Here is a 16,937-nt window from a genome sequence, read left to right as displayed (position 1 = left end):
CCTCCTTAAACTCTTTCGTCTATGACTATTCCGGATAATTCCATTAGCTTAGTCGCCAACTCCAACAATTTTTCCTCTGGAAACTGTTTAATGACTTCCCCGGTCTCTTTATTTTTCACCTTATATACGAATTGATTTGTTTCGTCATGAACAGAGCGCTCCACCGTCGTATTATGACTCTCAATCGCTTCAATGACCCGTTTAATACTGTTGTTTAAATGCTTTTGACGCTCTTCTCCAATTTGCTGTAGATTTTGGGAGCTGGCGCTTGCCACATTTACTTCTTTCGCTTCTGTTACATTTCTTTTTTCCTGTCCACTGTTCATACTTCTTTCCGGTGTATATCCCGCCGTGGTTCCAACCGATGAAATGTTCATCTTAAAACCCCACCTCGAAAATTATTGTATATTACCATTTATATCGGATATTCTCTCGATCTTTATTAGCAGGTAAGTTATATTCTATAGAAAAAGAGGCCTTGGAAAATCCAAGACCTCTTTTCTTAATAAAGGTATTATTGCAGCAAGGACAATACGCCTTGCGGCTGCGAGTTGGCTTGAGCCAGCATCGATTGGGAAGCTTGAAGAAGAATGTTGTTCTTCGTCAATTTCACCATTTCACTAGCCATATCCGTATCGCGGATACGGGACTCAGAAGCAGTCAAGTTCTCAACTGTAGTACCAAGGTTGTTGGAAGTGTACTCCAAACGGTTTTGTTTAGCACCCAAAGTAGCACGTTGTGTCGATACATTTGTAATCGCAGTCTCAATAGCACCAAGGCTTGTAGAAGAAGTCAAGCCGCTGAAGCCAGTTCTGCTGATACCGGAAATTGTGATTTGTTGAGCGCTGTCATCCGCTTGGATTGTAGCACCGGATGTAATTGCGATGCCGTTAAATTTAGTGTCCGTCATGATTTTATCGATTTGAGTACCCAGTTCTGTAAGCTCCAGGTCGATGTTGTCTTTATCGGACGAGCTGTAAGTTCCAGTCGCTTTTTGAACGTTTAGCTCTTTCATACGAGTCAACATTGCGCTAACTTCGTTCATTGCGCCCTCAGCTGTTTGTACGTAGGAGATACCGTCTTGAACGTTCTTTTGAGCTTGCTCAAGACCGCGGATTTGACCGCGCATTTTTTCGGAAACTGCCAAGCCAGCAGCGTCGTCAGCCGCACGGTTGATACGAAGACCGGAAGACAATTTCTCCATGGACTTGCCAGCAGCAACATTGTTAAGACCCATGTTACGGTGAGTGTTCAAAGCAGTGATGTTGTGATTAATACGCATTGATATTTCCTCCCTGAAATAAAGTATAATTTCCACATCCGTGTGGAATGCTGAACCTGGGTCGGCCGCCCTAGACCAGCTATACTATTTATATCGGAAGATTGTCTGATTACTTTATAGCCATTTCTACTTTTTTCTTATTTTATTAAACTGATTTTTTAAGTCAGCTGCACTCCATTTGACGTTCTTAGCGTCGATATTCACATTCTCCACCGAAGCATAAAGCTCTTGGCGCAATATCCTTATGTCCGCAGGAGCAGAAATACCAATTTTTATCGTATCGCCCGATACTTCAAGAATAGAAAGTTCAATGGAATCCCCTAGTAAAATGGACTCCCCTTTTTTTCTGCTGAGTACCAACATTTTAACCCCTCCTTGCTTCTAGCAACGAAGAAAACAGCGGCTGCCGAATGGAATAGGTTCCGTTATCCAATATATATTGTACGCCCAAACGGTTTTTCGTGTTTATAATTAGGGGTGCCGATAAGTTTACCGTAGCACTGGAAAGCTCATCTCGGATGCTTACTATATTAAATACAAGCAAATCGGCTTCGTCTTCTATATGAAGATTAGCACGCATGTCATCGGATAAATCAAATTCATATTCCGGAAAAAAGTCAAATGGGGAGACAATCACGAATGAAAGCTCGGCCAAATCCGTAGACTGCAAGTATTTAAATGGGCTTTCCTCAATCTCAACAACAATAAACGACTTTTGATCTTTAAAGCCGGGTATACCGCTTTGAAACGAAATGATGTCCTCTGGTTTATATTCATGCTTTCCACTAAGAGTATCTACTACAAAGTCCATCCGCTTCACACTCCATTTCAAAATAAAGAGCTATAGATCGTTGTTCGATTCTACAGCTCTTCGCAATTATCTCATGTTTACCAGTGCTTATCAAACTTAGGGGCTGTAACTTCAACAGATGGTCGCTGTGCCATATACGTTTTGACATGTCCTCGCATATATTCAATTTGCGGAGGATTTGGTCGCACTTCTATATCTACATATCCACGTGTAACGTTAATTTCCGGATCAGATAAAACCGCTTTAAAGCTTACATTATTGGGAGAAGCAGGTCCAAAAACCTGAAGTTTTGGCCTCTCTTCGCTTAAGCTTTGCTTTGCTAATGCTGCAATAGTTCCTTCTGCCAATATGTCGCCAATTTGGTTATACTCCTGAACCGTTTTATTAATCGCATCCAACACATATTTTCCCGACTGATTGTAAATTCGATTCCAAAAAGGGAGCGGCTTTCCGCCTGTCAAAGCTTCCCATGTTTTAGACTGATCGATGAGAACGACTGCCGGCTCCGAATTTATATTCACAACCGCATCAACGCTTTTCATTCGAACGTCGGCTTGTTTCTGGTCTATTTTATAATGACCGAGCTTGCTTTCAATCCCTATCCGGGCAGGAGTTGAATGAATTTGAATTTGCGGCAATCTCATAAGTTATCTCAAAAAGTCAACTAACGATTTGCTGATGACCTTTGCACCGACAGACAGTGAAGCCTGATATATATTTTCATTAATCTGAGTATTAATTAGCAGCTTTTCGAAGTCTGCATCTTCTACCTTTGACTTCATGTCGGTTAGATTCAGACCAAGATCAGTCAGACGATTTTCCATCAGCTCTACGCGATTAACACGAGCACCGACTTCGGAACGGACATTTAGAAGCCGATCCATGCTAGCATCAATGCCCGGTATTTCGGTAGCTGCAGCTGCGCTATTGCCAGACCCTAACGCCGAGATTATACGGTCCAAAACTGAAAAAACATTATTGCCCGTTCCTGTCGGATCAGCCGGGCCAAACACTTGATTACCCGTAAAGCTAATATCCAATTGCGCATTAACACCTACTGCGTATTTTACTACGCCTGCATCCGTTGTGACTCCTCTTGCCACCATAGCCGGATTAGTCGTATCGTATGGCATGTCATTAAATTTCTCGCCATTAAAGACATACTTCCCATTAATCTTGCTATTGGCTATATCAATAAGTTGCTGTTTTAATTGCTCAACTTCGTTTTTAATATTATCAAGCGCCAAATCGGGATTTGTCCCATTTGCCCCTTGCGTCGTTAGTACCTTAACCCGTTGTAAAATATCGCCAGCTTGTGAAAAAACAGTGTCGTTAAAATCTAACCACGACAATGCAGCATCCACATTTTCCTTATACTGTTCCGTGGCGGACAGCTCTGAGCGATAACGCAAGGAATAAGTGATGCCAACCGGGTCGTCCGAAGCTTTGTTTATTTTTCGTCCTGTTGTCGTTTGTTGCTGTAATTGTTCCATTTGCGACAAGTTGCGGTTCAAGTTTCGGGATAATTGCAAATGCATCATACTTTGTGTTACACGCAATGACATAACCGATTACCTCCCCATTCCTTAAATTTATCTGCCCACCATGCCAGTACCGTTAATGAGCTTGTCCAACATCTGATCAAATGTAGTCATGAACCTTGCCGATGCGCTATATCCATACTGATACTTGATCAGATCGGCCATCTCTTCATCCAGCGACACGCCGCTTACGGAAAGACGGCTTCCTTGAACTTGATCAAGTTGGGTTTGCGAGTTTTTGTGCAGACGGTCGGCTTCCTGGCTTTGTACGCCAATTGCCCCGACAACTGCGCCGTAGAAATCGCCTACAGTAGCCGATGTTACTCCGCCGCCGCTCGCCGTTTCATCGAACGCAAATTTGATGTCTTTCAATTCGGACATCAATAATGCGAGGCCGTTGTTTCCTTTGATAACGGTCGTTACGCCTGCACCGTCGGTCGTTGTGCGAAGGGATGTCGCGATTTTGTTCGAATCCGACGCAATGTTAGGGTTAAGCTGGATGCTTCCTGCTGTAATGCCTGTTGCTCCCGCTTTAAACGTAAAGAAATCTTCTCCTGCTGTCGCGGGATCAGCTAATGTATATCCTAGCTTATGAAGGCCATTAATACCGTTCACCGTAATAACCTCAGGAGCGGTAGTAGGCACTGTCGTCCCCGGCTTCACCCAGCCTGTCGGCATCGTAACTTGGAATTCGCCGTTTGCAAGCGTGTTTGCCAGTGTATCCAACTGCCCTTTGAAACCTGCCACATAATTGTTTCTGGAAGCAATCATGCCGTGCATTTCTCCGCCTATTAACGTTCCGTTAGCAAAAGCTGCTTCAACTTGAGTCGATGTAAGAGGTGTAACATTCGGACCATCGAGCAAGTTTGTCGTCCCCATCGAAATATTGTATCCCAATTCCGTTTCGGACACTTGAATATTTGCGATTTTTGACAGCTTGTCCGTCATTAAGTCTCGTTGATCTCTTAGATCATTGGCATCGTCGCCAAGCGACTCAATCCTTCTGATTTCCGTATTAAGGGAAGATATCGTAGACAGGAGCGAATTAGCTTCGGTTACCTTAACTTCGATATTTGAGGTAAGATCATTTTCTAAATCGGTTAATTGCCTATTAAGTTCATTAAATGTCTCGACCAATGCCACTGCATTTTCTTGTAAAATTTCACGGCCCGTCACATTTTCCGGATCTTTGGTTAAATCCGACCATGAGCTCCAAAACTTTTCCATTACGGCTCGAATACCCGTGTCGGAAGGTTCGTTAATATAACCTTCCAATTTGTTTAAAGTATCCGTCTGAATGGAGAGACTTCCTACACCATGGCTTTGCTCGCGGTATTGACTGTCCAGAAAAGCGTTTCTAATGCGGGTAATGGATGTAAATTCAACACCCGTGCCTAGTTGTCCCGGTGCGTTGGATCGATTCATGCCATAAGCTTCGATCGGACGCGCCGCAACCATATTCACTTTTTGTCTGGAGTAGCCTTCTGTATTTGCATTGGATATGTTGTGGCCGACCGTGTTGATGGCCGCTTGTTGCGTAAAAATACTGCGCTTCGCTGTCTCGAGCGAATGGAATGTCGATCTCATATGTTCATCTCCCTATCAGGCCCTTGAGTCGTACCAAGTCTTTCTCTTGTTTCCATAAGACTGATTCATCGGATGCTGGTACACAACGTCTTCATTTGGGTCCTCCATCATCAAATCAATGGAGAAGTTAATAAAATCCAAAGACTGTTGAATCAACTGCTGATTCGCTTCGTTAATATGCTTCAGCTTCTTCAGCAAGGACGTCAACTCATCGTATAACCGGGTAAGCTGCTGTTTCTCCTCGGGATTATTGACGGACTTGATCAAATCCGACAGCACGCCAGAACGGGTGCGAAACCCGATATCTTTAAAATATCTTGCTGTTGCGAGCAAGCGGTTCGTTTCCAGTTCCTCGGCTTGCGCCGTCAGCAGCTTTTCCTTTTGCGTAACGACATTTAACTGCACAATCTCATTTTTAATAATTAAATCCTTTTTGCTTTCTTCACATTCCAGAAGCTTACCGTACAGGGCTAGCTGTTTCTCCAACAGCTCCGTAATTTTCGCTATCGACATTTCGTGAATCCCCGCCTACTCTGGTCGATTATTTCTCAAATAAGGCAACAGCTTTTCCGCAATTTTGCCCGCTTCCACATGGTAAGTGCCAGAAGCGACCGAATTTTTCAATTCGTCGATTCGCTGGGTACGTTCAGCATTGTTCAGCTTGCTAGTCGTAAGCAATTCCTTAGCTTCAGCAGATATTTGCACTTCATCCTTTTGGCGGGCCTTTTTGGCCGTTTCCGCCCGGAACTCCCCTTGTTTTTGGTACGGGTTCGCTCCGCCTATTCGATTGGTTTCATTTATCTTCAAAATTTTCACCTCATTGTTTACAGGAACTAAAAAAGCCGATTCACTTATTACAAGTATTATCGGCTCTAGTCAAGTATTAATTAATAGTATTGTATATTTATCTGTCTTTATACTGGTTAAGGCCTCTATATGACCCGTTCAGGTTTTGCTGCTTCTCGGGCTCCGATTTCTTCGTTTCGTATTGCGCCATCTTTCTGGCGTCTTTAACAAAACGGGTCCGGCAATTTTCACAAAGATGACTCTCGCGAATCAACGTTCCGCACGACTCGCACGGGTACGACATATTCGGGGCATTCGTCATCGAAATGCGGCCTTCCCGAATAAATTTTGTAATTTGCTTGATGGTAACTCCCGTCTGGTCAGTCAGCTCGCTAATAATGGCCCCTTTATGCTCTCGCAAATAATCGGCGCAAAGTTGGTATTCTTTATCGATGTCACGTATGCATACTGGGCATACGTCTCTGAAATTTTTCGCAAACAGCTTGCCGCAACGAGGGCAGTTGTCCAAGTTCATAACTTCAGTTCCCCTTTTCTACACGTTTCATTGTTATCTAGTGTAACGGAAAACTGGAATATTTTCATTAGAATTAATTTGAATGAACTGTGATTATTTCGGCCAGCTAAGGTTATCTATATCGACATGGCTTTCAGCGGCCACATGAATGGCCCTCTCAACCTTTTCTTTAGCAAACAACTGATATCTAGCTCTATGATTATTATTGATAATGGATAATAAATCATCAGCTTGTCATGTATTTGGAAATAACTGCTTGCTCGTGACCAAAGTCAAAGGGTATAAACGTGTACCGCTACCTCCCGCTAAAACAATCCCTTTCATGACCTCCGCCCTTGCAATTGCTTCGACACCAAGCTAAGACCTGGCCCAAGTCAACACGTAAACGTTTATGGGTCTAACGATGGAATTCTTGAGTGCTGACGCGCAGCTTTGGGCCGTGCTTCCCGTTGTATAAATGTCATCCACTAATACTATGTTTAGAGGGGCTTGTTTCAGAGATGGTTGATGGACATGAGAGCCAATAGAGCTTGTCCCTAGCAGGCTGCATACGGCGATGGCATTTGCCTCAAACAACGATTGTGATCCTCTTATTCGTTCAGCTCGTGATTTAAAACTCATCTTTCCGGAGTGCTTGGGACGAATAAGCAGTTCATAAAGCGGAATGCGGAGTGTGGACGAAAGATGCACCGCCATTTGTTCGGCTTGATTGAATCCGCGTTCCTCGGCCCTCTCGGCGCTGATAGGGACATATGTTATGGCATCCCAACTTTGCCACAGGTTGTCGTTCTCATGGTTTCTTAGCAGACTCAGCTTGGAAAATGTTTGACCGGATACAGTCGATTTTCCCGGCAGTGGATGACAGGGCCCCTCTAGGCGTCGCTTCGCCTCCCCAGCCAGTTTCACCAAAGCCGGCAAAAGCATTTCCGCGAGCAGAGGAGCAAGCCTCTCGTTCCCCCGATACTTATACTGCGCCAGCCATTCGCGCATGACGGAATCGTAGGCGACTGCGCTGCGATTGTACAGGAACGATCTGCGGGACATGCGGCTGCAATCCGGACATTCCGTTCCTCTCCCGCAAATGGGGCAAACGATGGAATCGAGCCATGGTATGGAGTAGAGGCATTTTGCACAGAGGGAACGATTTAGAATAGAAAAAGACCCTTGTGCGCGCGTTGAATTGATGTTTACCGCTTGTGATACAGCCTTTCCGCATATGATGCATCCGGCTAGTTGGGGCGCCATCAGCTCTACTGATCTCTCCCCTAATGTTTTTGCTCCGGACAGCAAATTTTTCAGCCGCTGATAAAGGCTCATAGCTTCTCTCCTATGGAATGTGGAGTTGAAAGCAGGTACCCCTTTTTGCGGGCGGCACGGTTCATCAGTCGAATATGGCGAACGGCGCGAAGCTGGGAACGATTTCTCTCACGTCCTATAAAATAAACCTTGCCGTGAGGATCGCTCGCTGACCTCCCCGCTCTGCCCGCCATCTGCACAAGGGAGGCCTCGTCAAACAACCCGCCGTCAGCATCAAGCACAAAGACGTCGCTGCGAGGAATGGTAACGCCCCTTTCCAAAATGGTCGTCGTCACCAAAATACGAATGTTGCCCGCTCGAAACTGGGATACCTTACGCGCCCTTTCCGTATCCTGCGAAGAGGTGGCAGCTACCCCGCCGCAGCCAAGACTTGTGCTTATGAGATCGGCCAAAGGCTCCGTATGAGCAATCTTCTGCACAAACACAAACAGCTGCGCTCCCCTATTATAAGAGTCTTTGAGATGCTTCCGCAGCGTAGCGGGGAGCCTGCCTTTTTCCAGCATCGCTCTGATGGTGCTTGAAACGAGCAGCTTTGGAACTGGAAGCGGCTGACGGTGATAACGGACCGGCACTCGCGCATGCGCCAGCTTCCCCTTTGTCGCAGCTTGCTGCAATTCGCGCGGAGGAGTGGCCGACAGCAAAATGCAGGGGGCGCCAATGCGGCAGCATTTGTCGGCGGCAAAACGAAGCATGGGATCGCCATGATAAGGGTATGCATCGATCTCATCGAGAATAACGAGTTCAAACGCCTCGTGAAACCGGAACAGCTGATGCGTGGTCGACAATGTAATATGGCCTCTTTCCCAGCGCTGCTCGCTTCCTCCGTAGAGGGTAACGACGCTTGCGTCTGGAAATGCCCGGCGTATGCGCGGGTCGAGCTCCAACACTACATCCCTCCTAGGAGAAGCTATCAGCACCCGTCCCCCTCTAGAAAGCACCAAATCTACTAACGGAAAAATCATCTCCGTCTTCCCGGCGCCCGTCACCGCCCAAAATAGAAAATGCCGGATGTCCACGCGTTCCTTGCCCACCTGACTCCATTCGTCAACAAGTGGCGACGTTGCACTTGTGCGTATTTTATTTTTTAATAGGCTTGGTTTGTTCGCCGTTCCTCTTGTAATGAAAGTGAAGCCTAAACGGGAGGTCCATCGCCCTTTTTTACGGAGTGGCGAAACTTCATTGCCATTGGAGCGCCCCTTGCCCAGCCCATCCTTCCAATAGCCCTCGTCCACAAAACGAAGCGCATCCAAAGTCGCCGCGCGCTGCGCGGGGCTAAGCCCCCATTTGGCCAGCCCATTCCCATCCATGGGCTGAGATGCTTCTCCAGCGCTCGGCCGCCCGCCTCCTGCGCCGACCACTGGAGCAAAACCACCGCCGCTGCCAAGCACCAGCAGCTCGCATTCCCTGCTCCGCCCCATAGACAGGCAGGCTTCGCAATAGGCACAGACCCGCCCGCACGACGCGCAGCCCGTGCGGCAGAGCCGCGTTTCGCCGCTGCCGCATCGCAGGCAGCGGCTTCGCCTAACGGCGTCCGCCCGCCCATACGGGACGGCGACCGATCCGCCTAGGCGCACATGCCCGAGCAGCGCGGCAAGCTGGATCGCTTCGCTCCAGCTTGCTGCGGCCCCGGGCACGGCGCCCTCCAGCAGGGCGCGCGCTTCCCCGCCTAACAGCGCGCGTCCCTGCAACAGGCCGGCGGCGAGCTTCGCCATCGCCGCCGCCACCTCGAACCTTGCTCCCTCTGGCTGAGCAAGGCTCTGCGCCTCCTGCCCATACGTCCACCGCTTCGCCAATTGCCATAGCTCTTCCCGTCCCCGCGCGAGGCCGCTTTTCTTTTTGCCTAGCCATCCGTTAAACGACACGGTTTCACTCCGTCTCGCCCTGCCGCCATGCTCCTCATCCTCGGCCTTCAGCTCCTCCACTAGTATGGCAAGGCCCGCAAGCGCAGCTTCCCCATCTTCTTCTGCTCCATGCCGGGCCTTCCAAAGCTCGACTGCTCTGCACGCCCATCCCAGCGGCAAGCTTTCCTTCCACAGCCAGCCCTCCTCTGCAGAGCCGTTATGAACAAACCAATGCCAATAATCGATTTCCGGAGCGATCGTCATATGAACCGCCCATCTCCCCGACCGTTTCACGACATATAAGTCTGCTTTCAAATGCAGCTTCACTCCCCTTCTACTTAGTCCGCCAAACGCAAAAAAGCACACCGGGGCGGCTTATCATAAGCCATCCAGTGTGCTTCACTTAACGTTTGTTCGATTAAATTCCGATCTGATCCAAGTATAGGTCAAAAAGGCATTTTAGACAAGTCTGCCGGATTTTGCAAATCCACCAGCACAGCGTGCTCAGCTTCCGAGACGATGCCCTCCGCTTGAAGCAGCCACATCATCCCTGTGGCGTCCCCTTGCAGAAAAGATAGTTTGCCGCGGGATGTTCCGGTATGCTGGGCAGAACCTGCGGGATGAGCGTGAACGTGGACTTCTTTGCCGCTGCGCCGCCATCTTTCTACAATAGCTAGCGTTTCTTCCGTTGCTCCGCGGTTAAGCACGGTCAGCTTTACATCCTTGCCCATCCATTTTGAAAACGAAAATAGCCGCCTTAAATGCCATTCCATATTTTTTTGACCCTGATCCGCTATAAGTACATAATGTTTGCCGGCGCGCCGTCGTCCCCGCTGAACCCAAAAGGCCACATGCACCAGCACCGCCGCCATCACATAAAATCCAATAATAAGAAGCAGAAGCTCCAACATGTCGGCACCTCCTCTTTGTCACACTATATGCCGCCTCCCGCCCATCGGTTACGGACAATCGGGACAAGAATGAACAATGTGCTTTTACATATATTAATCGACAAAAAAGCGAGCTTCTCACCAAAAATACACCCTTGCCGAATTGACAATATATGTTATCATTTTTGTACATCGGCTTGCATATAGTCATTAAGGTGGCCAACATTCCATTTCGAGAGGGTGAAGCGCTAAAGCGCCCTAAGCGGGCATTCCTACATTAATAGCCAAGGAGTGTGAATTGATGAAAAAAGCCAAAAAACATCTTTCCATCGCTTTAGCGTTTCTGCTGTTTCTATCGTTAACGATAAGCTCTATCGTTTTTGCAGAAGGCCGGGAAGATAACAACCAAAATCCGCCCACCGAGGCGAAGCAGGCGTTTAGTAGGGCCAACGACCAAGCAACTTCCGCCGCATGTACCACTTATTCGAAACATTTTGGCAAGGTAGAGAAGCAAGATGAGGCAACTCCATTAATAAATATTAACGGCGACGGCACGGCAACCGCCAAATTCAAAACAAACATAGATTGTGTCGAGGTCAGCTTCTCCGTTTATACTTATGTCGGAAACCCGACCCCTTACGAAAACCAACTTCACTTCGCAAGCGCCACAAACAAATACGATACAGCGGGCAGCCACCAGCTCAAGATCGATTTGCCTGCTTGCGGCTTAGCTCAGCTCGACCTATATGCAGGCCCCATCCAATATGAGCTTAATCCCGGCTACGGACATGATCACTTAACGTTGGTCAATTACCTGCTCTTCAAAGGCGCGGCATGTCCGACTCCTACTCCCACACCGACACCTACTCCTGTGACGCCTACGCCTACACCAACACCAACACCAACACCAACACCAACACCAACTGAGCCTACACCTACACCTACGCCGACGCCTACACCAACACCTGTGACACCTACTCCTACTCCAACACCAACTGAGCCTACACCTACGCCGACGCCTACACCAACACCAGTGACACCTACTCCTACCCCAACACCAACTGAGCCTACACCTACACCGACGCCTACACCAGTGACACCTACGCCAACACCTGTGACGCCTACACCAACACCTGTGACACCAACACCAACACCTGTGACGCCTACACCAACACCTGTGACACCAACACCAACACCTGTGACGCCTACGCCGACATTGCCAGCGGAGACTCCTCCGACACCTACTCCAACCGTTCCTACGGAGACACCTTCTACTCCAACGCCTACGCCGCCCATACCATCTGTGACGCCTGAGCCTTCCCCATCCGAAAATATTATTATCATAGATGAGGAAGAGGTGCCGATTGACGACGGCAAAGACGATGGTGAAGAAATTATCGATCGCTCCACAGAAGAAAACACCCCTCCTGTCGATAAGCTTCCGAAAACAGGCCAGAGCAGCGCTGTCCCCTACTATTTACTGGGATCGTTTATTATCGTTTCGGGCCTCCTTGCACTGAAGAAACAGCGCCGCAAAGAATAGGAGCGGCCAAATAAACAAAGCCCTTGAGCAAGCATAGCTTGCTTCAAGGGCTTTGTTACCATTTACAATGATGGTTGCATTTTCAGGGCTACAGAGTAACCCAACCGAACTTGATAGAGTTAATAACGGCTTGAGTACGATCGTCCACTTCCATCTTCTGCAAAATGCTGCTGACATGGTTTTTGACCGTTTTTTCGCTAATAAACAAGTATTCGCCAATCATCTTATTGCTCTTGCCTTCAGCCATGAGGCGAAGCACTTCCGCTTCGCGCCGCGTAAGCGGGCTCTCTTCCGTCGCGATATATTTAACGCCCGGCTCCTTGGCAGCAGCGGCGCCCGAAGCGACACCCATTTCATCCAAATAAGTCATGCGGCGCAGCTGGTTGATCAGCTTGCCCGTCACCTTAGGATGAATGTAGGAATGACCTTGATGAACGGAACGGATAGCGTTGATTAGTGACTCCGCTTCCATATCTTTGAGCAGGTAGCCTGTCGCCCCTTTGCGAAGCGTCTCAAATACATAGCTCTCGTCATCGTGAATGGATAAAATAATGACTTTTACATCCGGAAACATGCCTTTAAGACGTTCAGTAGTCACTACCCCCGTCTCGATCGGCATATTGATATCCATCAATACAATTTCTGGAATAGTATGATTGCAAAACTCCAGTACTTGAATGCCGTCTCCGCATTCGCCAATGACTTCTATGTCGCTTTCCATATTTAGAATGCGCTTTAATCCTTCGCGGAAAAGCTGATGGTCGTCAGCCAAAAGAATTTTAATCTTAGTCGAGCTGCTTGCCGCTATCTGGTTCATTATTCTCATTCTCCTTTCTTTGTTCGGAAGTCGTTGGAATATCTATCACAATCTTCGTTCCTTGTCCGGGTTTTGAGTCTATAACCATCCTTCCCTCAATTAACTCCACGCGTTCCCTCATGCCTATCAGGCCAAAATGCGAATTTCGGCTGGTCGGCTTATTGATCGAATTTACCAAAAATCCGTTGCCGTTGTCCTGAATTGTAAGCGTTAAAATTTGTGGAGTATAACAGATTTCAAGCGAGACGTGAGAGGCGTTCGCATGCTTCAATACATTTGAAAATGCCTCCTGCACCATCCGATAAATCGCGGCCTCCATAGCAGAAGGAAGGCGAACTTCCTTGCCCGTCAGCTCGAATACCGTATGGACTTTGGCCTTTTCTTCAAAGTCTTGAGCGAATTTCCGCAAAGTCGGAACCAGCCCCAAATCGTCAAGCGCCATTGGACGAAGGTTAAAAATAATTTTCCGGATTTCTTCAAGCCCGGAACGCACCTGACTCTTCAGATCGACCAGCTCGTCCTGAACGAGCTCGAACTGACCTTTAATGAGCATCCGTTCCGCAATTTCCGTGCGCAACACGATATTTGCAAGCGATTGCGCGGGACCGTCGTGAATCTCCCTCGCAATCCGCTTCCGTTCTTCCTCTTGCGCCAATATAATTTTTAATCCCAGTAGTTGTCTGGTCTTTGCTGACTCAATAATTCGAGTTACCTGGTTCAAATCCCCGGATAAATATTCCAGTACGACATTGATTTGAGAACCGATCATCTCCGCGCGTTCAATAGATTTTTCGACGTTTCTAACCCGCTTCTGAAGATCGTCGCGGCGAGACTTAAGATAATTTTCTTTTTCCCGGTAGACCATAAGGTCCAACTGGATTTGCGTCGCTTTTTCGTATGCTGTTTTGATATCCTCTTCTTTGTAGCGGACGAAATCACGGCTGACCTCGGTCAAACGCATACGGGCATGCCGATATTCTTGCTCCAACTGATCCACTTTGTCGATCGTTCGGATGGTTTCCTGAAGCACCTGCTCCAGTTCCAGTTCCAGAGCCTCTAGCTCCGTGCGCGCCGATTCGCAAATTTCATAAATCTGATATTTGCTGTCTTCCATGACCTGAATGGCGTTGGCGATGACTCTATTTATATCGACTGTAAGGTGATCCACTACAGATTGGCACTCCTCTTCAACAAAGGATATTCCCGTCTATCATACCACATCATATCCATATCCCGTCTAGCTATTCTATGGTAATCTTTTTGAATTTCTCCTCGTATCCGACCTTGAAGCCAAGCTTCTCGGAGAATAGACGGACAGGTATAAGCGTTCTGCCGTTACGGGTAAACGGAGCAACCTCCGTGCTGTATCTGACGCCGTTTAGCGTATACTCTTTTTTGCCGATCGTCATCTCAATCATTTGCCCGCCTCTGAGCACCGTCACTCTTCTTGTCTTGTCGTCGTACAGCACCTCTGCGCCCATCGCTTCCGAAACGAACCGAAGTGGAACGTAGGTCGACCCTTGCTGCACGAGCGGAACGGCCTCCAGCTTCATCGATTTTCCGTTCACTGTGGCATTAGCGTTTCCGACTTGCATCGCAATTTTTGCTCTTGGCGGAACTTGAACTGCGGCAGCCGTTCGTAAAACCAGATTATCGATGGCGATCGCTCCCGAAGCGACTTTCTTGTCGCTGCCTGCATCGATCGTCACCACGTATACCCGCTTCAGCTTCGCCGGAAAAGCTACTCCTGCGGAAGCCAAATCAATCTTCACGTTTTTCCAGCCGTTCCAATTCACCTCTTTAGCCACATCGAGCAAATGAGCCTTTCCTTTTGCGTCCACAATTTCGGCACGTACCCAGTTGTTGCTGTAGTCGCCGTATACATCCATCGTTAAGGACGTAGGGGAGCCGGACAATGTCCGTCCATCTGGACCTAATACAGCATAGACCGCTCTTGTTCCCGATCCCGCAGAGAAGTCATAGGATATTTGCAATCCTCTGCTCTTTTGATCTGGCAAATCGCTAACCAGCTTCACTCCGCCCTTCGTGACGCCTGCAGGAGTCACCTGCGTTGTAATGGCATAGCGGGACACTTCGAAATCTTCAACCGTAACGGCCTGCTCGCCCTTTGCAAAAGGAATCATGGCACCGTAGCCATCGTAACGCCCAATAGCATAGCCGGTTGTCCGGTCGCCTTGAACTCCATTCACCTTCAAGGAGCCGTTTTGATAGGAGCCTTCAAAACCAACAAACTCCCAGGTTAACGAGTCGCCGGTTAAATTGTAGGTTTTTCCGTTTTTCAGCTTCACTGTAACGGGAACCTGCAGCATAGAGCCCTTGGACAACATGCCTGGCGAAGCGTTAATTTTCATAGAGGCGATTTGGTCCTGACCGATGACCTCGACATCGTATTCCGTTTTGACACCGCCCGATACGGCGGCTACTTTCGTTTTTCCGATTTTGTTGGCCGTAAATACATTGCCTTCAAATTTGCCGACATTCGAAGAAGCGCTCCACTTCATCGTCGACTGATCCACCGCGAGCGGATTGTAGTATGTATCGTATCCATTCACCGTATAGCTGGCGCTTTGACCGAGCAACATAACATTGGCTCCCGAGACAACCATTCCCTTAAGCGTGCCTTGCGGGGCCAGCGTGTAGACGCCGATTCCGTTGGAGACGCTGCGCTGCGAGCTCTCCTGGGTAGGGTGAGCTAGCTGCACATTGGTGCTGCCAAGCGGGCGCTCCGTCATCGTTGTGGAGCCTCCGCCATCCAAATTTACGCCTTTGTGAACGCCAAGCTGCACCATAATTTGCTGCAGCTCCTTCAAGCTTACACCGGTATTGCTACCCGATTTCTCGCTTGTGATCATATACACTTTTGTTCCGTCTTTGGAATATCCGATTGCCGAGCGGGACGTATAAGAAGAGCCGCTGACGCCGGTTACGTCTCTGGAAAAAGCTGACGCTGCGCCATTATCGACAAGCAAAGTATGTCCTCCAACGAGCATTTGAAACGAAGCCGGGTCAACGGATTGTTTGGTCGTTTGGGATACCAATGAATAATTCGACGCAATCGTCCCTCCGACCTGCACGTTTTCTTTTAAAAATGCCGCAGCTTTCCCATGTGCCCGTAAAATGTAGCCATTGCCGGGAATCGGGCCCGCAATTGGCGCGTCAATCGAGATTTGTTGAACGACACCATCGGCAACGAGCACTTCCGTCGGTTTCGTGGCCGAATTTTTAGGACGCTCTGCACCGCCCCATGCGCTCGTATAAATAAACATCTTGTCTACATGGCTGTAAGTGACACCCGCCACTTCAGGCGAATAGGCGGACTGGTTTACTCCTTCCAAAGCGAAGGTTTGTCCGTTTTCTGCCGTTACCGTGCCGGTAAAAGTATATGCGTCGATGACAGGCTTGCGGTCGGCCGTTAATGCAAACGCGTACATTCCTTTCAGTTGAGAGGGGCTCGATACAAGCGTACTGCTCGTAATTTGCGCGCCAAGCGGAGCGCCCTCATTCGTCATAACGAATACATCTCCGTTAATGCCGCCAACCGCTCCGGTTTCTTTGGTCATATTCAAAATGTTGTTTCGTTGTCCAACACTGTTGTTTTTGCCGCTCATTGCGTTTAAGGACACATAAGGATTTCTAAGATCCACTTCAATGACGTGAACGTTTGTTTGCACGGCTTTATTATTGCGTGTCGTTTGCCATACATAATCAAGCCGTTTTGCTCCGGCAGTGATGATCGATGATTTTTGCAGCTTTAATACCGGCGCAGTCGCCGCTGATGCCTGTGTTACAGCGTAAGACTGCCAGCTTTGCGGCAGCAAAGCCGCTGCAGGCTGTACAAACAAAGCCCCGCTAATCGCAATAATAATGACTCGTCTCCCCATACCTCTCTTCTGCTTCACCATGTTGTCCGTAATCCTGCGCATGCCTCTAGCAACTCTCCCATCTCTATGTAACTACTAAGTATAG

At 48.2% G+C, this 16,937-nt stretch carries 17 protein-coding genes and 1 pseudogene; 1 reads left to right on the top strand and 17 read right to left on the bottom strand.

The features are described from left to right. Positions 1 to 5 precede the first annotated feature (5 nt). From ACFQZE_RS21870 to ACFQZE_RS21805, 14 genes and pseudogenes are all read right to left on the bottom strand, one after another. Complete coding sequence (locus ACFQZE_RS21870; RefSeq protein WP_379361068.1) at positions 6 to 377, bottom strand: flagellar protein FlaG; 372 nt, start codon at positions 375 to 377, stop codon at positions 6 to 8. Between the two features lie 137 nt (positions 378 to 514). Then, a complete protein-coding gene (locus tag ACFQZE_RS21865; protein WP_379361066.1) occupies positions 515 to 1,282 on the bottom strand; it encodes a flagellin N-terminal helical domain-containing protein in 768 nt (255 codons plus the stop codon). A gap of 126 nt (positions 1,283 to 1,408) precedes the next feature. After that, on the bottom strand, positions 1,409 to 1,645 hold the full coding sequence (locus ACFQZE_RS21860) for a carbon storage regulator (RefSeq protein WP_379361063.1): 237 nt from the start codon (positions 1,643 to 1,645) through the stop codon (positions 1,409 to 1,411). Position 1,646: 1 nt separating this feature from the next. Further along, the gene (gene fliW, locus ACFQZE_RS21855) at positions 1,647 to 2,093 is read right to left on the bottom strand and encodes a flagellar assembly protein FliW (RefSeq protein ID WP_379361061.1); all 447 of its coding nucleotides are present in this window, start codon (positions 2,091 to 2,093) and stop codon (positions 1,647 to 1,649) included. Between the two features lie 77 nt (positions 2,094 to 2,170). Further along, on the bottom strand, positions 2,171 to 2,737 hold the full coding sequence (locus ACFQZE_RS21850) for a DUF6470 family protein (RefSeq protein ID WP_379361059.1): 567 nt from the start codon (positions 2,735 to 2,737) through the stop codon (positions 2,171 to 2,173). Between the two features lie 3 nt (positions 2,738 to 2,740). Then, positions 2,741 to 3,658 (bottom strand): flagellar hook-associated protein FlgL, encoded by a 918-nt coding sequence (gene flgL / locus ACFQZE_RS21845; RefSeq protein WP_379361057.1) that lies wholly within the window; start codon positions 3,656 to 3,658, stop codon positions 2,741 to 2,743. A gap of 27 nt (positions 3,659 to 3,685) precedes the next feature. Beyond that, on the bottom strand, positions 3,686 to 5,221 hold the full coding sequence (gene flgK, locus ACFQZE_RS21840; protein ID WP_379361055.1) for a flagellar hook-associated protein FlgK: 1,536 nt from the start codon (positions 5,219 to 5,221) through the stop codon (positions 3,686 to 3,688). A gap of 15 nt (positions 5,222 to 5,236) precedes the next feature. Beyond that, entirely contained in the window at positions 5,237 to 5,734 is a 498-nt protein-coding gene (locus tag ACFQZE_RS21835; RefSeq protein ID WP_379361053.1) for a flagellar protein FlgN, read from the bottom strand. A gap of 15 nt (positions 5,735 to 5,749) precedes the next feature. Then, positions 5,750 to 6,028, bottom strand: coding sequence for a flagellar biosynthesis anti-sigma factor FlgM (gene flgM / locus ACFQZE_RS21830; RefSeq protein WP_379361051.1), 279 nt, complete (start codon positions 6,026 to 6,028; stop codon positions 5,750 to 5,752). A 97-nt stretch (positions 6,029 to 6,125) separates the two neighbouring features. Next, complete coding sequence (locus ACFQZE_RS21825; RefSeq protein ID WP_379361049.1) at positions 6,126 to 6,542, bottom strand: TIGR03826 family flagellar region protein; 417 nt, start codon at positions 6,540 to 6,542, stop codon at positions 6,126 to 6,128. A 194-nt stretch (positions 6,543 to 6,736) separates the two neighbouring features. Beyond that, a pseudogene (locus ACFQZE_RS21820) lies at positions 6,737 to 6,866 on the bottom strand (sugar phosphate nucleotidyltransferase); the annotation flags it as partial. A gap of 33 nt (positions 6,867 to 6,899) precedes the next feature. Continuing rightward, on the bottom strand, positions 6,900 to 7,859 hold the full coding sequence (locus ACFQZE_RS21815; protein WP_379361047.1) for a ComFC family protein: 960 nt from the start codon (positions 7,857 to 7,859) through the stop codon (positions 6,900 to 6,902). Further along, positions 7,856 to 10,015 (bottom strand): ATP-dependent helicase ComFA, encoded by a 2,160-nt coding sequence (locus ACFQZE_RS21810; protein ID WP_379361045.1) that lies wholly within the window; start codon positions 10,013 to 10,015, stop codon positions 7,856 to 7,858. The genes ACFQZE_RS21815 and ACFQZE_RS21810 overlap by 4 nt, the downstream gene beginning before the upstream one ends. Positions 10,016 to 10,146: 131 nt before the next feature. Further along, positions 10,147 to 10,611, bottom strand: a complete 465-nt coding sequence (locus ACFQZE_RS21805) for a hypothetical protein (RefSeq protein ID WP_379361043.1) — start codon at positions 10,609 to 10,611, stop codon at positions 10,147 to 10,149. 280 nt (positions 10,612 to 10,891) lie between these two features. Between ACFQZE_RS21805 and ACFQZE_RS21800 the strand changes: the two genes are divergently transcribed. Continuing rightward, positions 10,892 to 12,133 carry an LPXTG cell wall anchor domain-containing protein gene (locus ACFQZE_RS21800; RefSeq protein ID WP_379361041.1) on the top strand — a complete coding sequence of 414 codons (1,242 nt, stop codon included), beginning with the start codon at positions 10,892 to 10,894 and terminating at the stop codon, positions 12,131 to 12,133. An 88-nt stretch (positions 12,134 to 12,221) separates the two neighbouring features. On the opposite strand, the gene ACFQZE_RS21795 is transcribed toward ACFQZE_RS21800, so the two are convergent. The 3 genes from ACFQZE_RS21795 to ACFQZE_RS21785 form a co-directional block, all read right to left on the bottom strand. Beyond that, positions 12,222 to 12,950, bottom strand: a complete 729-nt coding sequence (locus ACFQZE_RS21795) for a response regulator (protein WP_379361039.1) — start codon at positions 12,948 to 12,950, stop codon at positions 12,222 to 12,224. Continuing rightward, positions 12,919 to 14,118, bottom strand: a complete 1,200-nt coding sequence (locus ACFQZE_RS21790) for a sensor histidine kinase (protein ID WP_379361037.1) — start codon at positions 14,116 to 14,118, stop codon at positions 12,919 to 12,921. The genes ACFQZE_RS21795 and ACFQZE_RS21790 overlap by 32 nt, the downstream gene beginning before the upstream one ends. 73 nt (positions 14,119 to 14,191) lie before the next feature. Then, positions 14,192 to 16,894: a stalk domain-containing protein gene (locus tag ACFQZE_RS21785; protein WP_379361035.1), complete on the bottom strand. Its 2,703-nt coding sequence runs from the start codon at positions 16,892 to 16,894 to the stop codon at positions 14,192 to 14,194. Positions 16,895 to 16,937: the final 43 nt, after the last annotated feature.

This window comes from Paenibacillus sp. GCM10027627, from assembly GCF_042675505.1.
Taxonomy (GTDB): Bacteria; Bacillota; Bacilli; order Paenibacillales; family Paenibacillaceae; genus Pristimantibacillus.
The sequence above is the reverse complement of the archived record's forward strand: the minus strand, read 5'-3'. Positions and strand labels throughout refer to the sequence as shown.

Excerpts from the sequence above, each read along its gene's own strand:
- ACFQZE_RS21785 (WP_379361035.1), bottom strand. The coding sequence starts at position 16,894 with ATGCGCAGGATTACGGACAACATGGTGAAGCAGAAGAGAGGTATGGGG.
- ACFQZE_RS21795 (WP_379361039.1), bottom strand. The coding sequence starts at position 12,950 with ATGAACCAGATAGCGGCAAGCAGCTCGACTAAGATTAAAATTCTTTTG.
- ACFQZE_RS21860 (WP_379361063.1), bottom strand. The coding sequence starts at position 1,645 with ATGTTGGTACTCAGCAGAAAAAAAGGGGAGTCCATTTTACTAGGGGAT.
- ACFQZE_RS21805 (WP_379361043.1), bottom strand. The coding sequence starts at position 10,611 with ATGTTGGAGCTTCTGCTTCTTATTATTGGATTTTATGTGATGGCGGCG.
- ACFQZE_RS21815 (WP_379361047.1), bottom strand. The coding sequence starts at position 7,859 with ATGAGCCTTTATCAGCGGCTGAAAAATTTGCTGTCCGGAGCAAAAACA.
- flgL (WP_379361057.1), bottom strand. The coding sequence starts at position 3,658 with ATGTCATTGCGTGTAACACAAAGTATGATGCATTTGCAATTATCCCGA.
- ACFQZE_RS21835 (WP_379361053.1), bottom strand. The coding sequence starts at position 5,734 with ATGTCGATAGCGAAAATTACGGAGCTGTTGGAGAAACAGCTAGCCCTG.
- flgK (WP_379361055.1), bottom strand. The coding sequence starts at position 5,221 with ATGAGATCGACATTCCATTCGCTCGAGACAGCGAAGCGCAGTATTTTT.
- ACFQZE_RS21800 (WP_379361041.1), top strand. The coding sequence starts at position 10,892 with ATGAAAAAAGCCAAAAAACATCTTTCCATCGCTTTAGCGTTTCTGCTG.
- fliW (WP_379361061.1), bottom strand. The coding sequence starts at position 2,093 with ATGGACTTTGTAGTAGATACTCTTAGTGGAAAGCATGAATATAAACCA.
- ACFQZE_RS21865 (WP_379361066.1), bottom strand. The coding sequence starts at position 1,282 with ATGCGTATTAATCACAACATCACTGCTTTGAACACTCACCGTAACATG.
- ACFQZE_RS21825 (WP_379361049.1), bottom strand. The coding sequence starts at position 6,542 with ATGAACTTGGACAACTGCCCTCGTTGCGGCAAGCTGTTTGCGAAAAAT.
- ACFQZE_RS21850 (WP_379361059.1), bottom strand. The coding sequence starts at position 2,737 with ATGAGATTGCCGCAAATTCAAATTCATTCAACTCCTGCCCGGATAGGG.
- ACFQZE_RS21870 (WP_379361068.1), bottom strand. The coding sequence starts at position 377 with ATGAACATTTCATCGGTTGGAACCACGGCGGGATATACACCGGAAAGA.